This is a genomic window from Octadecabacter dasysiphoniae, from assembly GCF_021532615.1.
Taxonomy (GTDB): domain Bacteria; phylum Pseudomonadota; class Alphaproteobacteria; order Rhodobacterales; family Rhodobacteraceae; genus Octadecabacter; species Octadecabacter dasysiphoniae.
The window spans coordinates 865005-884370 of record NZ_JAKGAQ010000002.1 but is presented as its reverse complement, the minus strand read 5'-3'; the positions used below and the strand labels follow the sequence as shown (position 1 = coordinate 884370).

The 19366-nt window shown below is 57.7% G+C and carries 18 protein-coding genes; 10 read left to right on the top strand and 8 right to left on the bottom strand.

The genetic code is table 11. From position 1 onward, the window contains the following. Positions 1-2: 2 nt before the first annotated feature. The gene (locus L0664_RS11295) at positions 3-1178 is read left to right on the top strand and encodes an acetyl-CoA C-acyltransferase family protein (RefSeq protein ID WP_235225953.1); all 1176 of its coding nucleotides are present in this window, start codon (positions 3-5) and stop codon (positions 1176-1178) included. Here the strand turns inward: L0664_RS11295 and yaaA are convergent. The 3 genes from yaaA to L0664_RS11280 form a co-directional block, all read right to left on the bottom strand. After that, positions 1175-1948: a peroxide stress protein YaaA gene (gene yaaA / locus L0664_RS11290; RefSeq protein WP_235225952.1), complete on the bottom strand. Its 774-nt coding sequence runs from the start codon at positions 1946-1948 to the stop codon at positions 1175-1177. The two genes, L0664_RS11295 and yaaA, sit on opposite strands and share 4 nt — an antisense overlap. A 155-nt stretch (positions 1949-2103) precedes the next feature. Continuing rightward, a complete protein-coding gene (recQ, locus tag L0664_RS11285) occupies positions 2104-4137 on the bottom strand; it encodes a DNA helicase RecQ (RefSeq protein ID WP_235225951.1) in 2034 nt (677 codons plus the stop codon). 70 nt (positions 4138-4207) lie between these two features. Beyond that, positions 4208-4495: a YggT family protein gene (locus L0664_RS11280; RefSeq protein WP_235225950.1), complete on the bottom strand. Its 288-nt coding sequence runs from the start codon at positions 4493-4495 to the stop codon at positions 4208-4210. 112 nt (positions 4496-4607) lie between these two features. On the opposite strand from L0664_RS11280, the gene L0664_RS11275 reads away from it, so the two are divergent. The 5 genes from L0664_RS11275 (at position 4608) to arfB (ending at position 8957) form a co-directional block, all read left to right on the top strand. After that, a complete protein-coding gene (locus L0664_RS11275) occupies positions 4608-5150 on the top strand; it encodes an acyl-CoA thioesterase (RefSeq protein ID WP_235225949.1) in 543 nt (180 codons plus the stop codon). Between the two features lie 59 nt (positions 5151-5209). Next, a complete protein-coding gene (locus L0664_RS11270; RefSeq protein WP_235225948.1) occupies positions 5210-6589 on the top strand; it encodes an MFS transporter in 1380 nt (459 codons plus the stop codon). After that, positions 6577-7518: a penicillin-insensitive murein endopeptidase gene (mepA, locus tag L0664_RS11265; RefSeq protein ID WP_235225947.1), complete on the top strand. Its 942-nt coding sequence runs from the start codon at positions 6577-6579 to the stop codon at positions 7516-7518. The genes L0664_RS11270 and mepA overlap by 13 nt, the downstream gene beginning before the upstream one ends. A 103-nt stretch (positions 7519-7621) precedes the next feature. After that, positions 7622-8257, top strand: a complete 636-nt coding sequence (locus tag L0664_RS11260) for a queuosine precursor transporter (RefSeq protein WP_235225946.1) — start codon at positions 7622-7624, stop codon at positions 8255-8257. A 280-nt stretch (positions 8258-8537) separates the two neighbouring features. Further along, positions 8538-8957 (top strand): alternative ribosome rescue aminoacyl-tRNA hydrolase ArfB, encoded by a 420-nt coding sequence (arfB, locus tag L0664_RS11255; protein ID WP_235225945.1) that lies wholly within the window; start codon positions 8538-8540, stop codon positions 8955-8957. A gap of 18 nt (positions 8958-8975) precedes the next feature. On the opposite strand, the gene L0664_RS11250 is transcribed toward arfB, so the two are convergent. Together L0664_RS11250 and pncB are read right to left on the bottom strand one after the other, a co-directional pair. Further along, positions 8976-10118 carry a DUF2793 domain-containing protein gene (locus L0664_RS11250; RefSeq protein WP_235225944.1) on the bottom strand — a complete coding sequence of 381 codons (1143 nt, stop codon included), beginning with the start codon at positions 10116-10118 and terminating at the stop codon, positions 8976-8978. A gap of 139 nt (positions 10119-10257) precedes the next feature. Further along, entirely contained in the window at positions 10258-11550 is a 1293-nt protein-coding gene (gene pncB / locus L0664_RS11245) for a nicotinate phosphoribosyltransferase (protein ID WP_235225943.1), read from the bottom strand. Positions 11551-11616: 66 nt separating this feature from the next. On the opposite strand from pncB, the gene L0664_RS11240 reads away from it, so the two are divergent. Continuing rightward, complete coding sequence (locus L0664_RS11240; RefSeq protein WP_235225942.1) at positions 11617-12243, top strand: cysteine hydrolase family protein; 627 nt, start codon at positions 11617-11619, stop codon at positions 12241-12243. Beyond that, positions 12240-13295 carry a proline racemase family protein gene (locus L0664_RS11235; protein WP_235225941.1) on the top strand — a complete coding sequence of 352 codons (1056 nt, stop codon included), beginning with the start codon at positions 12240-12242 and terminating at the stop codon, positions 13293-13295. Before L0664_RS11240 ends, L0664_RS11235 begins: the two co-directional genes overlap by 4 nt. Here the strand turns inward: L0664_RS11235 and L0664_RS11230 are convergent. Continuing rightward, the gene (locus L0664_RS11230) at positions 13292-13879 is read right to left on the bottom strand and encodes a DUF2585 family protein (protein WP_235225940.1); all 588 of its coding nucleotides are present in this window, start codon (positions 13877-13879) and stop codon (positions 13292-13294) included. The genes L0664_RS11235 and L0664_RS11230 overlap by 4 nt on opposite strands. Before the next feature lie 55 nt (positions 13880-13934). After that, complete coding sequence (gene pncA / locus L0664_RS11225; RefSeq protein WP_235225939.1) at positions 13935-14531, bottom strand: bifunctional nicotinamidase/pyrazinamidase; 597 nt, start codon at positions 14529-14531, stop codon at positions 13935-13937. A 76-nt stretch (positions 14532-14607) separates the two neighbouring features. On the opposite strand from pncA, the gene trhO reads away from it, so the two are divergent. Both trhO and L0664_RS11215 read left to right on the top strand, forming a co-directional pair. Further along, the gene (gene trhO / locus L0664_RS11220) at positions 14608-15519 is read left to right on the top strand and encodes an oxygen-dependent tRNA uridine(34) hydroxylase TrhO (RefSeq protein WP_235225938.1); all 912 of its coding nucleotides are present in this window, start codon (positions 14608-14610) and stop codon (positions 15517-15519) included. An 82-nt stretch (positions 15520-15601) separates the two neighbouring features. Beyond that, positions 15602-16843: an aminotransferase class V-fold PLP-dependent enzyme gene (locus tag L0664_RS11215; RefSeq protein ID WP_235225937.1), complete on the top strand. Its 1242-nt coding sequence runs from the start codon at positions 15602-15604 to the stop codon at positions 16841-16843. A 28-nt stretch (positions 16844-16871) separates the two neighbouring features. Here the strand turns inward: L0664_RS11215 and gyrB are convergent, their stop codons facing one another. Beyond that, the gene (gene gyrB / locus L0664_RS11210) at positions 16872-19289 is read right to left on the bottom strand and encodes a DNA topoisomerase (ATP-hydrolyzing) subunit B (RefSeq protein WP_235225936.1); all 2418 of its coding nucleotides are present in this window, start codon (positions 19287-19289) and stop codon (positions 16872-16874) included. Positions 19290-19366: the final 77 nt, after the last annotated feature.

Below are 19366 nucleotides of genomic sequence, written 5' to 3'. Positions count from 1 at the left end.
AGATGTCTGAGATCGTAATTTTATCCGGTGCACGGACAGCCATTGGTGCATTTGGTGGCAGTCTTGCGCGGGTTTCGCCCATTGATCTGGGCACAACCGTCACCAAGGCGGCGTTGGATCGGGGCGGCGTAAAGGCTGACCAGATCGGCCATGTCGCGTTCGGGCACGTCATCAACACAGAGCCACGCGATATGTATTTAAGCCGCGTGGCGGCCATGGGTGCGGGCGTTCCAGACAGCGTGCCTGCGATGAATGTGAACCGCTTGTGCGGGTCAGGCGTACAGGCGATTATATCAATTATTCAATCGCTTATGCTGGGGGACGCTGAGTTTGGTCTGGCGGGCGGTGCTGAAAATATGAGCAGGTCCCCGTTCATTTTACCGGATGCCCGATGGGGCGCGAAGATGGGGGATGTGGCCGGCCAAGACATGATGTTGGGCGCGTTGAACTGCCCGTTCGGGACCGGGCACATGGGCGTTACGGCGGAAAATGTTGCGGCTGAACATGGGGTCACGCGTGCGGATCAGGATGCTTTTGCGCTGGTGTCGCAAGATCGTGCAGCGACGGCGATTGAGGCCGGATATTTCGACGAACAGATCGTTCCTGTTGATGTAAAAGTCCGCCGCGAAGTTGTTTCTTTTGCGTGCGACGAACACCCCAAGGCGACAACTTTGGATGCATTGGCGGGCCTGCGGGCGGTGTTTCAAAAGGATGGAACCGTCACGGCGGGCAATGCATCGGGGATCAATGACGGGGCGGCGGCGATTGTTTTAGCGACGGCAGATGCCGCGCAAGCCGCTGGATTAACACCAAAATTCCGTGTTCTGGGGTATGCCCATGCGGGTGTGCGACCCGAGGTGATGGGAATTGGCCCCGTGCCAGCCGTTCGCAAGCTTTTGGAAAAAACGGGCCTAAGCGCGGGCAATTTTGATGTGATTGAGAGCAACGAGGCGTTTGCGTCGCAGGCCTTGGCTGTCAGCAAAGAACTGGGGTTTGATCCGGCCCGTGTGAACCCGAATGGCGGCGCGATTGCGTTGGGGCATCCGGTGGGGGCGACGGGGGCGATCATCACCGTGAAGGCCATGTATGAGCTTGAAAGAACTCAACAAAAACGCGCGCTGATCACCATGTGCATAGGTGGCGGACAGGGAATCGCGCTGGCGATTGAGCGGATCTAAGTCTTTGGGTAGTCGCGCAGGAACACCATTTTGTTGCCTTCACTAAGGTCTGCGTCATAGGCGTATCCGCCGGATGCGAAATCGCGCAGGCCGTCCAGATCGGTGACGCGGTTTTCGACAATGTGGCGGGCCATGGCGCCGCGTGCGCGTTTGGCGAAAAAGCTGACGATGCGGGGGCGGTCGTCTTTGACTTCCATGAAAACGGGCGTGATTACGTTTAGTTTCAATGCCTTAGTATCGGCCGCGCCAAAGTATTCTTGCGATGCGCAATTGACCAATGTGTCGGTGTTTTGATCTTCGCCAAGATCGTTCAGCGCCTTGGAAATTGTGGTGCCCCAGTAATCATAAAGGGTCTTTCCGCGCCGTGTTTTCAGGCGGCTGCCCATTTCAAGACGGTAGGCCTGGATCGCGTCGAGGGGGCGCAAAAGACCATAGAGGCCAGACAGAATCCGCAGGTGATTTTGCGCATAGGCCATATCTGCATCGGACAGTGTTTTTGCCTCAAGCCCTTGATAAGTATCACCATTGAACATCAGCGCCGCAGCTTTGGTCACATCTGGCGCGGGGGTTTCTTCGAAGGCTTTAAACCGGTCACGGTTGAGCCGCGCGAGGTCATCGGAAATCGACATGAGATTCTTCAACGCGCCCAGCGTCAGGTTGCGCGATGTTTTCGCGAGGCTCACGGCCTCTGCCTGAAAATCGGGCTGCGTCACGTCCACGGAGACTGGTTCCATGTCGAGGGATTTTGCGGGCGATATGACGGTCAACATGGGCGGGCCTTTGGTTGGTTCGATTTCTATATAATGCAGTCCGGGGCGAGGGCGAGTCCGGGAATGTTAATGCGAAAACAGGCGTATGGGTTTGGTATGGGTCGGGTATGGGTCCAGTATGGGTCGGGTGCCATATCGGGAATGGTTAACGGGCCTCATGCCTCGCGCAGGATGTCGAGGAATGCTGCGCCAAACCGGTCTGCGTGGCGATCCCCGATGATGCGCGTGATGGCCTGTTCGTCGCGTGGTTTTTGCGACGCCACCTTGGCAAGCTGGGACGCGGAACACGACATGGGTTTGTCCGCACCGTCCGGCCCGCGCGACAGGTCTGCCTGCACTTCCAACAGGCGGTCGTAGATTGTGCCTTCGGTGCGTCCGGCGAGCTTTTGGCGTTGCGGGTGCAGGGCCTCGGCCTCGCCGTTGATGACCTCAAGAAATGCCGCGCCGTATTTGTCGAGCTTTTTGGCGCCAACACCGCCGATGCGGGCCATGTCATCCAGATCGGTGGGGCGTTTTTCGGCCATTTCGATCAGCGTGCGATCGTTGAAGATGATGTAGGCAGGGCCGCCGATCTGTTCGGCGAAAAAGCGGCGTTTCGCCTTGAGCGCAGAGAGAAGCGGCGCGTCTTCTTCTTTGACCATCTGTTTGACGACAGGGCCCGTGCGCGCGGCCTTGATCGTGTCGCGGCGCAGTTGGATTGTTTCTTCGTCCCGCAGGATCGGGCGGGCCTTTTGGGTCATGCGCAGGGCACCGTGGCGTTCGGCGTCCGGACGCATAAGGTCATGGCCCATCATCTGCCGGAAAATCGCCTGCCACTGAACGCGGGAGTAATCTTTGCCGACGCCAAAAGTCGGCAATTGATCGTGGTTCCACTGTTTGACTTTGTCGGTCATATTGCCGAGCACGATGTCGATCAAATGGCCCGCGCCAAAGCGTTCGTCGGTCCGCAAAGCGGCAGATAGCGCCATGCGCACGGGGGTGGTGCCGTCGAAAACTTCAGCGGGTTTGTCGCACAGATCGCAGTGGCCGCAGGGCGCGGGATCTTCGCCGAAATATTTTAGCAGGTTCTGGCGGCGGCATTTGAGGGCTTCTGCCAAGCCAAGCAGCGCGTTGAGGCGGCCATGGTCCGCGGCGCGCCGTTCGGGTGGGGCCAAGCCTTCGTCGATTTGTTGGCGGCGGTAGCGGATGTCGTCTTGGCCAAACAAAGTCAGGGTTTCGGCGGGGGCGCCATCGCGGCCAGCACGGCCAATTTCCTGATAGTAGCTTTCGATAGATTTGGGGAGGTCGGCGTGGGCGACCCAGCGGATATCGGGTTTGTCGATGCCCATGCCGAACGCGATTGTGGCACAGACGATCAGCCCGTCTTCTTGTTGAAAACGGCGTTCGACATGGCGGCGGTCGTCGGCCTCCATCCCGCCGTGGTAATGGCAGGCGGTGTGGCCATCGTCGCGCAGCGCCTTGGCGAGGGTTTCGGTTTTGGCGCGGGTGCCGCAGTACACAATTCCGGCCTGTTCTTTGCGGGCGGCGGCGAAGGACAGGATTTGTTTGCGCGGGCTGTCTTTGGCGGCAAAGGCGAGGTGGATGTTGGGGCGATCAAACCCGTGCAGGAAGATTTCGGGGTCTTCCCCGTCGAACAGTTTTTCGATGATTTCGATTCGGGTTTCTTCATCCGCAGTGGCGGTGAAGGCGGCCAATGGCACGCCCAGCGCCTTTCGCAATTCGCCGATGCGCAGGTAGTCGGGGCGAAAATCGTGGCCCCATTGGGACACACAATGCGCTTCGTCCACGGCGATCATCGACACGCCGGATTGGCGCAACATGCGTAGGGCACCATTCGACGCAAGGCGTTCGGGCGCGATGTAGAGCAGTTTCAGCGTGCCGTTTTCAAGATTGCGCCACACCTCATCGGTTTCTTCTTCGGTGTTGCCGGAGGTCAGAGCGCCTGCGACGACGCCTGCTTCTTTCAGGCCGCGGACCTGATCGCGCATCAGGGCGATGAGCGGGGAAATGACAACAGTTACACCGTCGCGCACCAATGCAGGCAGTTGGAAACACAGGGATTTACCGCCACCCGTGGGCATGATGGCGAGGGTATTTTTACCGTCTGTGACAGCTTCTACGATCTCTTGTTGGCCCGGACGGAACCCGTCAAAGCCGAAGACGTCAGATAGAAGCGTGGCAGCGCCCATGACCGTTCCCTGTGATGTGATTTGTCCCGATTGGGCGCAAAGAATCACAGGGAGGAGTCAGGGGCAAGGGTTACGCGATGGCGTAGAGCTGGTTTGTCAGGACAATTCGAATTGCCTCGAGCCCGAGAAGCGCGATCAGCGGGGCCAGATCGATGCCGCCCATCTGGGGCAGTATCCGACGGATCGGACCATAAATGGGTTCAAGCAAACGCGACAGCCCGTGCCAGATTTGTGCGACAAACGGCTGGCGAATGTTGAGAACCTGAAACTGGATCAGCCAAGACATGATGAAGTGGGCGATGATGAAAACCCGCGCCACGCCGATGATCATGAGGAGAATTTGAAGTATCGAAACCATGGGACGTCCTTTTCCGCGTTTGGCAAGAGGTAAGCATGGAGAGGTTAAAGGGCAATGGCTTTCCGTGGCGTCACCACTTGACGTTAACGTCACTTAGTCGTCTGTAGGTTGCATGTATCCATTTTTACGCCTTGGTCTGAACCTGTTTGCCGCGCGCAAGTTGCCGTCTATGGACCCGCTGGACATGCATGTGTCCCGACATCGGTGCCGTTTGGTCGATTGCGATATCTTCGGTGAGATGAACAACGGGCGGATTTTGACGCTGTATGAAATGGGGCGATTTCAGGCGGCTGTGCGCATGGGGCTTTGGGCGCTTTTGCAAAAGAAGCGCTGGGGGCTGACTGTGGCGGGCACGTCGATCCGGTATCGCAAGCGGATTTTACCGTTCGAGAAATACGAGACCCGCACGCGGATTGCGACGTGGGACGCCCGTTTCGTCTATATCGAACAGGGCATGTACAAGCTGAATGGCGACTGCGCGAGCCATGTGTTGCTGCGCACGGCTGTCGTTGAAAAGGGCCGCGCGGTGCCAACGGATGTGTTGATTGAGGCCATGGGCATCACACAGCCACGGCCCGAGCCGGCGGAATGGGTCCAAAACTGGATTGATGCGGAAGCCACGCGGACGTGGCCACCGACGCTGGACAAGACCTAAACCATTGCCAGACCCCGCCTTTGCCTGTCTTATCCCCACCAAGGGTAAGGGGATTACGCATGGCGACTGTATCTAAGAAACGTATCTGGGGTTGGATGGCTTTTGATTGGGCATCCCAACCGTTTTATACGTTGGGCCTGACGTTTGTTTTTGGTCCCTATTTTGCGGTTGTCGCAGCCGAACATTTCTTGGGCACCGGCCTTGAGGAAGGGGCCGCGAAAGCGCAGGCGCAGGGCCTTTGGTCTGCCGGGCAAACGATATCGGGTTTGATCATCGCCTTTACCGCGCCGTTCCTTGGCGCGTTTGCGGACAATTCGGGGCGCAAGATGCCTTGGATTTCGTTCTTTTCGGTCATTTACGTGTTGGCCACCGCATCGCTTTGGCTTTTGGCACCGGACGGGGGCAATTTGTTCTTGGTTCTGACGCTGTTCTACATCGGTTTCATTGCGTCTGAATCGATCCTGAATTTCGTCAATTCGATCCTGCCGAGCCTTGGTTCCAAGGACGAAGTCGGGCGGATATCGGGATCAGCGGCGGCATTTGGATATTGGGGCGGCGTTGTCGCGTTGGCCATCATGCTGTTGTTGTTCGTGGAACAAGACAACGGGCGCACGATCTTTGTGAACCTTGAACCGGCGTTCGGGTTGGATGCCACCCAAAAGGAAGGCACGCGGTTTGTCGGACCGTTCATCGCGATCTGGTTCATGATTTTCATGGTGCCGTTCTTTTTGTTTGTGCGTGATGACCCAAAGGCCGGTGGCAAACCCACCAACCTTGGCGCGGTGGCGGGAGATTTGTGGGGCACGCTGAAATCTGTGGCCCAGCGCAAAAGTCTTTTGAACTTTCTGATCGGGTCGATGTTTTACCGCGATGCGTTGAATGCGCTTTATGCGTTTGGCGGGGTCTATGCGGCGTTGGTGCTGGATTGGAACGTCACAGCGATTGGTGTCTTTGGTGTGGTGGCCGCGATTGCCGCTGCGGTGACAACGTGGATCGCCGGATTGGCGGATAAACGGTTCGGGCCGAAACCTGTGATCCGCGTTGCTGTTTGGTGCTTGATCTTCGTTAGCCTGACGATTGTGTTTATGTCGCGCGAACAGGTGTACTGGATCGCCTTGCCGATCGGATCGACCCTGCCGGACACGATTTTTTACATTTGTGGTGCGGTGATTGGTGGTGCGGGGGGTGCTGTGTATTCTGCCAGCCGGTCCATGATGGTGCGTCATACCCATCCTGAACGCCCTGCCGAAGCGTTTGGGCTGTTTGCGCTGTCCGGTAAAGCCACGGCATTTCTGGCGCCTGCGGGCATTACGTTTTTCACCTACCTCACCGGAAATACGCAGCTTGGGTTTTTGCCAGTGATCTTTCTTTTCCTTGCGGGGCTAATTTTGTTATGGTGGGTCAACCCAGAGGGAGACCGCGACGCATGGGACGCTTAGTCAAAACCGGAATTCTGATCGCAGCGCTAGCCTTCACGGCGAGCTGTCGTAACAGCGACGTGAGCCGGTCTGTGCCGGGCAATTCTTCGGCACCCGCTGCTGTGATGTCGACGCAGAACGCCAATGACAATCGTGTCGCGAAAGACGTGTTCGGGTATTTGCCCACGGCGTCGGAGCAACGATCCGAAAGTTTTGGCGGCTATGCACGCGGCTGTCAGGCGGGGGCGGTTCAGCTGCCCGAAACAGGCCCGACATGGCAAGCGATGCGTCTGAGCCGGAACCGCAATTGGGCGCAGCCTGATACGGTTGATTATGTCCAAGACCTAAGCCGCTTTGCCGCGACGTTGCCCGGTTGGGAGGGCCTGTACGTCGGCGACATGAGCCAGCCGCGCGGTGGCCCGATGTTGACCGGCCACGCAAGCCATCAATCTGGTTTGGATATTGATATATGGATGCTGCCGCCGGATCGGTTGAACCTGTCGCGTCAAGAACGCGAAGATTTGTCGTCTATTTCCATGCGGCGCGAACGGGGGGCGTTTACCAATTCGCGTTGGACCGAACAGCACATGCAATTGTTGCGCGCTGCGGCTAGTGATGATCGCACGGCGCGGATTTTTGTGTTTCCCGGCGCAAAGGTTGCGATGTGTGAATGGGCGACCGGTGATCGATCATGGTTGAATAAAATCCGGCCTTGGTATGGGCACCATTATCATTTCCACGTGCGTCTGACCTGCCCTGACGGGGCGGCGGGCTGCGAAAACCAAGCGCCACCGCCTGCGGGTGACGGCTGTGCGGATGCGCAAACATGGGTGAACAACATTCTGAACCCGCCCCCGCCAGACCCGAACGCAACGCCGCGCACACCGCGCGGGCCGCTGACAATGGCGCGTTTGCCCACGCAATGTTTGTCGGTCGCGCAAAGTAACTAGGCGTCACAATCGATTGACAGGGAAGGACGCCTGCGCAATAGAGCGGCGTCCTTTATCCTGAAGGGCCAAGTGTCCGACTACCTTGTCAAAACGGATTGATATTATGACCCGAATTCTTCCTGGCGTTATCGCCATGGCCATCGTTGTGGTGGCTTCTAACATCCTTGTGCAGTTTCTGATCCTTGACGGATTGCTGACGTGGGGTGCGTTTACGTATCCGCTGGCGTTTCTTGTGACCGACGTGATGAACCGCGTTTACGGCGTGTCTGCGGCGCGGCGTGTGGTTTTCATCGGCTTTGCCGTTGGTGTGATTTGTTCGCTGATCGGCAGCCAGATCATGATCCAGGGGGATGGTTATGAATTCCCCGCTGTTGCGTTGCGTGTGGCAATTGGATCGGCAACGGCGTTCCTTGTGGCGCAATTGATCGACGTGGCCATTTTCCAGCGCTTGCGTGATGGCGCATGGTGGAAGGCCCCGCTGACATCCACATTCATCGGATCCACCATCGACACAGCGCTGTTTTTCACAATCGCGTTCAGCGCGACCGTGTCGTTCGGCGCGGCGGCGGACGGCGAAGTGTCTTGGGCGTGGGAGGCTGTGCCATTCTTGTTGTCCGGCCCCGAAGCACCGTTGTGGGTGACGTTGGCCGTGGCCGACTGGGGTGTGAAGATCGCGATTGCATTGATCGCGCTGATCCCGTTCCGCCTGATCATTGGGCGGTTGCAACCTATCACATAGATGTGGGTATTTTTTGTTTGGTGATCCCCAGAAGTTGTGTTTGACTGAGGGCATCAGAAACAAATGAAAAGGAGGTGATCTAGTGTCTAGAAAGATATTGGAGAAGTGTGTCGGGACAACTGTGGGGGCGAAAATCTAGGGCATCCCCTAGAGGATTAACACCGCAGGTGAGCGCGCTCTAACCGCCCCACCTCCTGAACTTTCGAAGGGCCGTCCTGTTTCTGGGCGGCCCTTTTTAGTGGGTTTTGACGCCATCAGGCGAACGTGACAGAAACGCGCTATGGGACTTCGTATCACAGACCAGATCGAAATTGCCGATTGGGAGCTTGTGGAGAGCTTTGTGCGCGCGTCCGGCCCGGGTGGGCAGAACGTCAACAAAGTCAGCACCGCCGTTGAGCTGCGGTTTGAAGCGGCGCGATCCCCGGCCCTGACTGGGCCTGTGAAAACGCGGCTGCGCAGGTTGGCGGGGCGCAAATGGACAGGCGACGGAGCGATTGTGATGTTTGTGCAAGACACGCGATCACAGGCGCGCAACCGTGAATTGGCCCGTGAACGACTGGCGGAGATGATCCGCGCCGCACTGGTCGCGCCGAAACGCCGTGTGAAAACGCGGGTATCCCAGAACCAGAAACGCAAGCGCGTGGACGAGAAAAAGAAGCGCGGTGAGGTCAAAAGCCTGCGGGGGAAAGTATCGGACTGACCCGCCCCCGCAAACGATTTAAGCGGGTGTGAGGTAGTTCACGATCATGCTGGAATACAGATACCGCGTGGATGTCAGGGTGCCGATCGGGCGCCAGTAAAACAGCAAGAACCCGTCGGCAGGTGCAACAAAACCGCCCAAGTCCACTGTCACACGATCAAACCCCGTGCCCGCCTGCGCGCTATCTGCGGACCCGATCAGGGTGCGCGTGACGTCGGCATCCGCTGAAAACCCGACATCCCAAGGGCCGGTTTGAAAATACACACGCAGGTCGAAATTTGTCAGTTGCGCGTTGTTACTGCGCACGGCGTTCACCAGATTGGTAAATTCATAGCCCTGTTCGACGAAGACCCCGACGTCGTCCCAATTCAGGGTCGGATCGGCGCCTGTGCCCGCCGTTGCAGAGATATTGGGCGTCTTCGTGCCGTGGTAGTTGTTGTGCGTGACCCAACGCCCATCCGTGTAGCAATACACGCGCCCCCCCACATCAAGCCGGTTTGAGATTTTAGCGCCCGACGGGAATTCGGCGCGCCCTGTTGTGGCGTCAAACGACACGCCGGTGTTCCACGTTGCGGCGTCCGCGCTGACTTTGACGGCGAAATCATCAGACCCGGCGGTGCCCATTTCGGCGCGGCCCGAATAGCCCGTTTGAAACAGAAGGCTGGCCGTGTCGGTGGGCGCGTTTTTATTCACAACGACGCGGTGATCTGTGCCCGCGTGGGACAGAAGCGTTGCGTCGGACGCCACTGCCAGACGGTTCGTCGCGTCTGCGGTTGTGTTCACGCCGACGCTGTCGAGGTTCTGAAACGCGGTGGCATCGATGGTCGGCGCGACCCAATCTGATCCGTTCCAGATCAATGTGATGCCTTCGCTGCGCACAACGGATTGCCAGCCATCTTGGGGTGGGTAGAACGCCCATGCCGCGTCTTCGAACACAGCGATGGAACCGTCTTGCCCCGCCCATTCACCAGTCGCACCAGCGGGAACGATATGGCGATCCCCTGTGACGGCGGTTGCTGGGGGCGTTGTCTGGTCACGATCCACGACCGACAGCTGCACCAGCGCATCAAGGACGCGGATTGCTTCGTTGTGGGTGACGTGTTTTTGGGCTTGGGCGGGCTGAATATAGGGAAGGCCGAGGATGTGGGACGACTGGGACATGATGGCTCCTGGGGAAAACGGGAAACTCCGCTGGGCGGGGGACGTGTGTCGCGTCCGACCCTAGGAAGCAGCCGTTATCAAGTGTTGAAGCCAGCGTTCGCAGGGGTGCCGTTTCGCGCAACACCCCTGTGCGGTTTTATCAGACGACGACGTCTATTTCATCCTGATCGCCGACACCGAAGACGCGCTTGTAGCGTTCGATTTCTGACGCGGGGCCCATGGCCTTTTTGGGATTATCGCTGAGTTTGACGGTGGGGTTTCCGTTTGCGGAGACCGCTTTACAGACCATGGAAAACGGGGCGAGTGCATCGTTCTTTGACAGGCCCTTGAAATCATTGGTGAGCATCGTGCCCCACCCGAATGACACGCGTGTGCGGCCTTCGAATTGTTTGTGAAGCTGCACGATTTTTTCAACATCGAGGCCGTCGCTGAAGATCACCAGCTTGTCCTTTGGGTCTTCGCCACGGGATTTCCACCAGTTGATCGCGACCTCGGCCGCCGTTGCGGGATCGCCTGAATCCACGCGGATACCTGTCCAACCGGCGAGCCAATCAGGCGCGTTATCAAGGAAGCCTTGGGTGCCGTAGGTGTCGGGCAGGATGATACGCAGGTTGCCGTCGTGTTCGTCGTGCCAGTCAGACAGGACGTCGTAGGGCGCTTGGGCCAGTGCTTCGTCGGTTTCGGCCAAGGCGGAATAGACCATTGGCAGTTCGTGGGCATTTGTTCCGATCGCTTCAAGGTCGCGGTTTTTGGCGATGAGGCAGTTGGATGTGCCGAGGAAATTGTCGCCCAAGCCTTCGCGCATCGCCTGAACGGCCCAGTCCTGCCACAAAAAGCTGTGGCGGCGGCGGGTGCCGAAATCCGCGACGCGCAGACCTTCGAGAGGGCGCAAAAGTTCGACCTTTTCCCAGAGTTTTGTCATCGCGCGGGCATACAGCACCTGTAGTTCGAAACGGCCCATTGTACCCAATACGGCACGGCCGCGCAGTTCCATCAGGATCGACAGCGCGGGGATTTCCCACAGCATGACTTCGGGCCAAGACCCTTCGAACGTCAGTTCATATTGCCCGTCGCGTTTTTCGAGGTGGTAGGGCGGCAGGCGCAAATTTTCGAACCAGTCCATGAATTCGGAGCTGAACATGGATCGCTTGCCGTAAAACGTGTTGCCGCGCATCCATGTGGATTCGCCGCGTGACAGCGACAAGGATCGCACATGATCGAGCTGTTCGCGCAATTCACCTTCGTCGATCAGGTTTGCCAATTTCACCGATTTGGTGCGGTTGATCAGGGAAAATGTGACTTGGGTGTCCGGTTTGTTGCGAAACACCGACTGGCACATCAGCAGTTTATAGAAATCGGTATCAATAAGGGAGCGGACGATCGGATCGATCTTCCATTTGTGGTTCCAGACGCGGGTTGCGATATCGACCATAGTAGGCTCCAATTATGTTGCGCCCGTTAGAGCAAAGCGCGTGGGCGGCGTAAAGTGGAGAGCGACATGGCGAATCTAGCAAAACAGACCCGTGCATTGATAGAAGGTAAACCAGCCCTGATCGTAATCGACATTCAGGCCAGCACATTTATCGATGACAGTGTGGTGCGATCCATCGACAATATGCCAGGACATAAAGAACGCATGCTGCTGGCGCGCGACGCGATTGATGGCGCGCGGGCGGCTGATATTCCGGTGATTTTCATTCAAGAGGTGCATCACCCGTCTATGGTGGATTTTGGCCGCGAACTGGACGGCGATGAAGATGTGCATTGCCTTGAGGACAATCCGAAGACCGCGCTGGCCGTGACCGAAATGGGCGTTCGGGCGGATGATTACCACGTACGCAAGCGGCGCTATTCTGCCTTCTTTGGGACCGATCTGGAAATCCTGTTGAAGGGGCTTGGCGTTGATACGTTGATCATGGTTGGCGGGCTGACAGACGTGTGCGTGCATTATACTTTTGTTGATGGGCACCAGTCGGATTATTTCTGCCGTGTGATTGAGGATTGCGTCGGCGGATCCGGCATTGATGCGCACCACGCATCGTTGCGCGCGATGGAATATTTGCAGACAGGTGCCATCCGATCCTTGGGCGATACATTGGCGGCAATGGAAACCTATACATCATGAAAATGGCGCGGATGATTACGGCTGTTGAAGCCCATGCAGAAGGCGAAGGCGGGCGTGTGATCACGGGGGGCATGCCGCATCTGAAGGGCAATTCCGTGTTCGAAAAGATGCAGTATATGCAGCGGCATCACGACGATATCCGCCTGTTGATGTTGCGTGAACCGCGCGGCAATCCGGCGTTGTGTTGTAATGTGATCGTGCCGCCCTGTGATCCGACCGCGGATGCGGGGTTCATTATTATGGAACAGACGGAATACGCGCCAATGTCGGGCAGCAACGCGATATGCGTGACGACTGTGTTGCTGGAAACCGGGATTGTTCCGATGGTTGAACCCGTCACGACCCTGCGGCTTGAGGCGCCGGCGGGCGTGATTGAAGTGAAGGCAACCTGCAAGGACGGCAAGGTAGAACGCGTCGAATTTATGAATGTGCCCGCGTTTGCCGCACATATCGGTGTTCCGCTGGATGTGGCCGGTTTCGGGCATGTTAGTGTCGATATTGCATGGGGCGGGATGTGGTTTGTGATGGCTGATGCCGCGCAATTTGGTCTTGATCCGACGGCGGAAAACGGCGGCGCGGTGGTGCGCGCGATTGAAGCCATGCGCGATGCCGCCGCACAGCAATATCCTGTCGTTCATCCTGATAATCCCGATCTGACAGGACCGACAATTGGCGCCCTGACCGCCCCCCCGACCGACCCCGCGACACACGGACGGGGCGCGATTTCGGTATCATCAGGCGCGTTTGACCCTGCCCGCCCCGAGGCTTTGACCGGCGCGTTGGATCGATCGCCCTGTGGCACGGGCACCTGCGCCAAACTGGCTGTGTTGCATGCCAAAGGGTTGCTGGGCGTCGGAGAAGATTATGTGAACGCCGGACCATTGGGCACCACTTTCACGGGCCGGGTTGAACGCGTGACCAAGGTTGGCCCCTATGATGCCATCGTGCCCAGCCTGTCGGGGCGCGGATGGATACACGGGGTCAGCCAATGGATGGTCGACCCGACTGACCCGTTTCCGCAGGGATATACGGTTGGGGATATTTGGGGCTAGTTCGTGATGCCGTTGAAGGGCACAGGGTTCAGTTCCTGTTGCCAGTCATTGATCGCGTCCATCGGGGCAATCAGTTGGATCGTCGACAATGTCAGGTTGTCGCGCCCCAAAAGACCGGCCGTTAATTCAAGCGCAACAACACCCGCGATGACGACAGGAATGCGCAAAGTGTAGGCGGCAAAGAATCCGCCCATCATAAAGATATAATCACTGACGGCGTTCAAAACGGAATCGCCAAGGTAGCCGACATTGATGGTTGTTGCGCGAAAGGCCGCGAGAACCCAGTTGGTGTGTTCGATGACTTCCCAGCCGATTCCGGTGACGATGGCCGTTAGAAACAGGGGTTCAAGCCCGAGTTTGGGAAACAGCAAACGACCCATAAGCGCGATAAGGACACCGTGCAGAATATGGCTGAGGGTGTACCAATCCGCGATGTGCTGGGAATTGCCTCCGTCGAAAATAGAAGGCACCCAAAGTTTGATTTCCCCGCAGCTGCAAATCAGGGGCTGGCCCCAAAACCAAAGGGTCCCGCCGATGATGAACAGGCCTGCGAACGCAAAGATGTTGAGGTTGGTACGGGCCATCACGGGATCCTGTTAGGTGCTGTTGCCCTATGGTTAACAGGATCATGTGGCAGAATTAGGCGGCGATTATGACGCCTGCGGTTTTCATTCCATCAACCGCCGCCTTTAGCGATCCATCAAAATCAATAGCGCGGCACAGATCGGTTTTCACCGTCACGTTGAACCCCAGTTTGGCCGCATCCACCGCCGAATAATTGACGCAAAAGTCCGTGGCAAGACCGACAAGCGTGAGGGTTTCGATCCCGCGTGTGCGCAAATATCCCTCTAACCCGGTGGGGGTTTGATGATCGTTTTCAAAGAAGGCTGAATAGCTGTCGATGGCGGGGTTATAACCCTTGCGGATGATCATATCGGCCGCATCGACGTTAAGATCGCTATGAAATTTCGCGCCGTTTGATCCGATGATGCAATGATCCGGCCACAAAACCTGCGGGCCGTAGGACATTTGCGTGACTGTCATAGGATCAGCCCCATGGGATGTTGCGAAAGATGAATGCCCCGCGGGGTGCCAATCTTGTGTCAGGATCACGGCATCAAAATCCGGCATGATGGCGTTGATTCCAGCGACAATTTCATCCCCTCCCGCAACGGCAAGCGCACCTTCTGGGCAAAAATCGTTTTGAACGTCGATGACAAGAAGGGCGTGGGACATTTGCGCGGCTCCGGCAGGTTGGGTTTGCGCCATCCTACGGGTTGAGCGGGGCGACGCAAAGGCGTATTGGGCGGGCATGTATACTGTTGCTGCTCTCTATCACTTTACGTCGTTCGACGACCCTACCGCGCTGAAGGGGCCATTGGCCGCGGCCTGCGCGAAGGCGGATGTCATGGGGACATTGTTGTTGGCGCGCGAAGGGATCAACGGAACGATTGCTGGGCCGCGCGCAGGAATTGACGCGGTGCTGGCGCATATCCGCGCCCTGCCCGGCTGTGCTGATTTCGAATGGAAAGAAAGCCGCGCGAGCGTGCCGCCGTTCAACCGTATGAAGGTTCGTATCAAGCGTGAAATCGTAACGATGGGACAGCCCGATGTGGACCCGACAGCGTCCGTTGGCCGCTATGTAACGGCGCAGGATTGGAACGAATTGATCGCATCGCCGGACGTGGCCGTGATCGACACGCGTAATGACTATGAGGTCGCGATTGGCACGTTTGATGGTGCAATAGACCCTGAAACCAAAAGTTTCGGCGAATTCCCCGCATGGTGGGAGGCCAACAAAGAGCGGTTTCATAACAAGCGGATCGCGATGTTTTGCACTGGCGGGATCCGGTGTGAAAAATCAACAAATTTCCTGATCGGGCAAGGTGTTGAAGACGTGTATCACCTCAAGGGTGGGATTCTGAAATACCTAGAAGACGTGCCGGAAGATCAAAGCACGTGGGACGGTGAATGTTTCGTCTTTGATGCGCGTGTGTCCGTTGGGCACGGGCTGAAAGAAGGGCCGCACGTGTTGTGTTATGCCTGCCGCCGCCCGTTGCTGCCCACGGATCAGGACCGTGCAGAATATGAAATGGGCGTGTCGTGCCACCAGTGTGCGGGCGAAACCAGTGACGCGGACAAGGACAGGTTCCGCGAACGCCAAAAGCAAATCGCGCTGTCGAAGGCGCGTGGGGAAATGCATATCGGACCCGCCGAGAAATAAGCCCGGCGTTAGAAGATCACGACAGTTTGGGATAGTGTTTCGTGCGCGATTGCGGTCAAGTCGGACCAAAGGAGACTTGCCGATGATTACGCCCGAATTGCTGCACACGATCCGAGGGAAATTTGCCCACGTCGAGGCCTGCCCGTTCCAAGGGCCGCGTGTGTTTTTTGAAAATGCGGGCGGGGCGCTGACGCTGAATTCGACTGTGGAAACTTCGGCACGGTTTGCGGCCATTCCAGACAATCAGGGGCGGGACAATCCAGCGGCGCATGCGTTGATGGATATAATCAAGGACGCCAAGGCGGCCGCGATGGAATGGTTTAACGCGGACAACGGGCAGGTCTTTGTGGGTGAAAGCGGAACGGAGCTGTTGTTTCGTCTGATCCGCACGGCGGTGGCCGGAACGTCGGGTGGGATACTGCTCGGGTCTACGGTGGAACATCCTGCGTCGCGGTCCGCCATGGCCCATTGGGCTGACAAACTGGGCCGCGACTATCGATTGGTGCCCCATGACGATGCGTTGGGTTTGGTGACGCCCGAGGCATACGCCCGTGTGGTGACGCCAGACACCAAGGTCGCGACCATCCTGCACACGTCACCCGTAACGGGAATGGGCATGGATTTGGCCGCGATTTCGGCGGCCATTCGGGCGGTGGCGCCGGATTGTTTTATCATCGTGGATGGCATTCAACACGCATCGCACGGGCTGGTTGATTTACAGGCGGCGAACGTGGACGGGTATGTTGTGTCGCCCTACAAAGTGTTTTCGCGCCATGGGTACGGCGTTGCGTGGGTGTCGGACCGATTGACCGATCTGGGGCCCGAACAGCTGGATGGTGGTCCGCAGGCACATTGGGAATTTGGCACGCGTGACACGGGCGCCTATGCCACGTTCCATGATGTGGTTGATTATTTCGACTGGCTTGGCGCGCAGGTCGGTGATGCAGACACACGGCGCGGACGGATCGAGGACGCAGGCCGCACGATCAAGGCCCACGAAAAGACCCTGACGGACGCCATGTTGCACGGCACAGGCAACCTGAAAGGGCTGGCCGAAATGGACGGGGTTCATATTGTCGGCGGTGTGGATAACCCGGCGCGTGAAGGGCTGGTTTGTTTTTGGGCAGATACCCATCAAGCGGCGGATATCGTGAGCGCTCTCAACAAAGAAGGCGTGCGGACCCATGTTCGCAAAGCGGATCACTACAGCGGCAATATCCTGACTCCGCTGGGCCAAACGGCGGCGGTGCGGGTGTCGATGTGCCACTACAATTCACCGGCAGAGGTCGCGCGGTTCCTGAGTGTGATGGCGGAGATTTTATAAACCCGCCACCACGTTTGTCTAACTTGGATCAGAAATCGAGGTTTTCGACGCTGAGCGCGTTTTGCTGGATGAATTCACGGCGCGGTTCAACGACGTCACCCATCAGTTTGGTGAACAGATCGTCGGCTTCTGCCACGTCGTCCACTTTCACTTGCAGCAAGGTGCGTGCGTCCGGATCAAGCGTGGTTTCCCACAATTGGTCCGGGTTCATCTCTCCGAGGCCCTTGTAGCGCTGCAAGGATAGCCCGCGTTCGCCTTCTTCGAGGATTGCGGCCAACAGATCGAGGGGCCCGTAGATATTTTGCACGCGATCTTTGCGGATCAACGTCGCGGGCATGTTGTAGACGTCTTGCAGGTGCTGCGTGAACGTGCCGGATTTGCGCGCTTCGCCGGAACGCAGCATGGGGCCGTCCAAAGTGCGGACTTCTTCAACGCCGCGCAGAATACGGGTCAGGCGCACGCCTTTGTCTTGGGTGATGCGGCCTTGCCAGCCACGTTCCCACTCCAGCGCGATCAGATCGAGGCGCGCTGCCACGCGGTCGGCGACGCCTTGCAGATCATTTTCAACGACGCCGGACACAAACGCGCCAGCAATCGCCGCCTGTTCGAGGATATGGCGGGGATAGTGGGTCGGGAAGGCATCCAGAACGCGCTTCAGGCGTCCTGCCTCATCGACAACGCGGCGCAGGTCTGCGCCTGTGATTTCTTCGCCGTTGCCCTGACGCAAAACCGCGCCATCGACGCCTTGTTCGGTCAGGTAATTGTCCATCGCGGCTTGATCTTTGAGGTAGACCTCGGACTTGCCACGGCTGACTTTGTAGAGCGGCGGTTGCGCAATATAGAGGTGCCCACGTTCGATCAGTTCCGGCATCTGGCGGAAGAAGAACGTCAAAAGCAGCGTGCGGATGTGCGCGCCATCGACGTCCGCGTCCGTCATGATGACGATCTTGTGGTAGCGCAGTTTTTCGATGTTGAATTCGTCGCGCCCGATGCCCGTGCCCAGCGCCATCACAAGGTTGCCGATTTCCTGGCTTCCGAGCATCCTGTCAAACCGTGCGCGTTCAACGTTCAGGATTTTACCCTTCAGCGGCAGGATCGCCTGCGTTTGGCGGTCACGGCCCGTCTGGGCAGAGCCACCAGCGGAGTCACCCTCCACCAAGAAGACTTCGGTTTTGGATGGATCTTTTTCAGAGCAGTCTTTGAGCTTTCCAGCGAGGAAGTTCACATCCATCGCGGTTTTGCGGCGCGTCAGATCGCGGGCCTTTCGCGCTGCTTCGCGGGCGTGGGCCGCTTCTAGGATTTTACTGACAACGATCTTGGCGATCTGCGGGTTTTCTTCGAACCATTCGGCCAGCTTTTCACCGACGAGGGATTCAACCGCCGGGCGGACCTCGGAGCTGACAAGTTTGTCTTTCGTCTGGCTGGAGAATTTCGGATCGGGCACTTTGACGGACAGCACGCAGGTCAGACCTTCGCGGGCGTCATCGCCGGTAAAGCTGATCTTTTCCTTTTTCGCGATGCCGCTGGAGGCTGCGTAATTGTTGATCGTGCGGGTCAGCGCGCCACGGAAACCCGCCATGTGCGTGCCACCGTCCCGTTGGGGAATGTTGTTGGTGAACGGCAGGACCATTTCGTTGTAGCTGTCGTTCCACCACATGGCGACTTCGACACCGATGTCGTCCTTTTCGCCGATCACGTAGATCGGTTCGGGCAGGATCGAGGTTTTGGACCGGTCGATGTATTTGACGAATTCCTTCACGCCGCCCTCATAGAACAATTCGGTGCGCAGGGGTTCGGCTGGCCGTTCATCTTCGACAATGATGCGCGCGCCGGAGTTCAAGAAAGCAAGTTCGCGCAGACGTTTTTCCAGCGTTTCGAACGAATATTCACGGCTGGAGAATGTTTCGAGCGACGCCATGAAACGGACTTCGGTGCCGGTGCGATCACCGCAGTCACCGACCACCTCAAGCGATTTGGTAGTAAAGCCGCCCTCAAACCGTGCCACGTGTTCTTTGCCGTCGCGCCAGATGCGCAATTCCAGCCAATCAGACAGTGCGTTCACAACGGACACGCCGACGCCGTGCAGACCGCCGGAGACTTTGTAGGAATTGCTGTCGAATTTACCGCCAGCGTGCAGTTGGGTCATGATGACCTCGGCTGCGGAAACGCCTTCTTCTTCGTGAATACCAACCGGAATTCCGCGCCCGTTGTCGCTGACAGAAACAGACCCGTCGCTGTGGATTTTGACGTTCACGGCGTCCGCGTGACCGGCCAAAGCCTCATCGATACCGTTGTCGACAACCTCGTACACCATATGGTGCAAACCAGAGCCATCATCCGTGTCCCCGATATACATGCCGGGGCGCTTGCGAACAGCCTCCAAGCCTTTGAGAACTTTGATGGAATCGGCGCCGTATTCTTCTGGTTTCTGCTGCTCGTCGGTCATTGTGGACCCTTTATTATATGTCCCGCAAAATATAGCGGTTTTACGCGCTGGTGTCACGCGATTGGGGCATATTTTGT

Excerpts from the sequence above, each read along its gene's own strand:
- pncA (WP_235225939.1), bottom strand. The coding sequence starts at position 14,531 with ATGTCCCACGCCCTTCTTGTCATCGACGTTCAAAACGATTTTTGCCCA.
- trhO (WP_235225938.1), top strand. The coding sequence starts at position 14,608 with ATGTATACTGTTGCTGCTCTCTATCACTTTACGTCGTTCGACGACCCT.
- L0664_RS11270 (WP_235225948.1), top strand. The coding sequence starts at position 5,210 with ATGGCGACTGTATCTAAGAAACGTATCTGGGGTTGGATGGCTTTTGAT.
- L0664_RS11260 (WP_235225946.1), top strand. The coding sequence starts at position 7,622 with ATGACCCGAATTCTTCCTGGCGTTATCGCCATGGCCATCGTTGTGGTG.
- L0664_RS11215 (WP_235225937.1), top strand. The coding sequence starts at position 15,602 with ATGATTACGCCCGAATTGCTGCACACGATCCGAGGGAAATTTGCCCAC.
- gyrB (WP_235225936.1), bottom strand. The coding sequence starts at position 19,289 with ATGACCGACGAGCAGCAGAAACCAGAAGAATACGGCGCCGATTCCATC.
- pncB (WP_235225943.1), bottom strand. The coding sequence starts at position 11,550 with ATGGTCGATATCGCAACCCGCGTCTGGAACCACAAATGGAAGATCGAT.
- L0664_RS11295 (WP_235225953.1), top strand. The coding sequence starts at position 3 with ATGTCTGAGATCGTAATTTTATCCGGTGCACGGACAGCCATTGGTGCA.
- L0664_RS11280 (WP_235225950.1), bottom strand. The coding sequence starts at position 4,495 with ATGGTTTCGATACTTCAAATTCTCCTCATGATCATCGGCGTGGCGCGG.
- L0664_RS11230 (WP_235225940.1), bottom strand. The coding sequence starts at position 13,879 with ATGGCCCGTACCAACCTCAACATCTTTGCGTTCGCAGGCCTGTTCATC.
- L0664_RS11275 (WP_235225949.1), top strand. The coding sequence starts at position 4,608 with ATGTATCCATTTTTACGCCTTGGTCTGAACCTGTTTGCCGCGCGCAAG.
- yaaA (WP_235225952.1), bottom strand. The coding sequence starts at position 1,948 with ATGTTGACCGTCATATCGCCCGCAAAATCCCTCGACATGGAACCAGTC.
- mepA (WP_235225947.1), top strand. The coding sequence starts at position 6,577 with ATGGGACGCTTAGTCAAAACCGGAATTCTGATCGCAGCGCTAGCCTTC.
- L0664_RS11235 (WP_235225941.1), top strand. The coding sequence starts at position 12,240 with ATGAAAATGGCGCGGATGATTACGGCTGTTGAAGCCCATGCAGAAGGC.
- L0664_RS11240 (WP_235225942.1), top strand. The coding sequence starts at position 11,617 with ATGGCGAATCTAGCAAAACAGACCCGTGCATTGATAGAAGGTAAACCA.
- L0664_RS11250 (WP_235225944.1), bottom strand. The coding sequence starts at position 10,118 with ATGTCCCAGTCGTCCCACATCCTCGGCCTTCCCTATATTCAGCCCGCC.
- arfB (WP_235225945.1), top strand. The coding sequence starts at position 8,538 with ATGGGACTTCGTATCACAGACCAGATCGAAATTGCCGATTGGGAGCTT.
- recQ (WP_235225951.1), bottom strand. The coding sequence starts at position 4,137 with ATGGGCGCTGCCACGCTTCTATCTGACGTCTTCGGCTTTGACGGGTTC.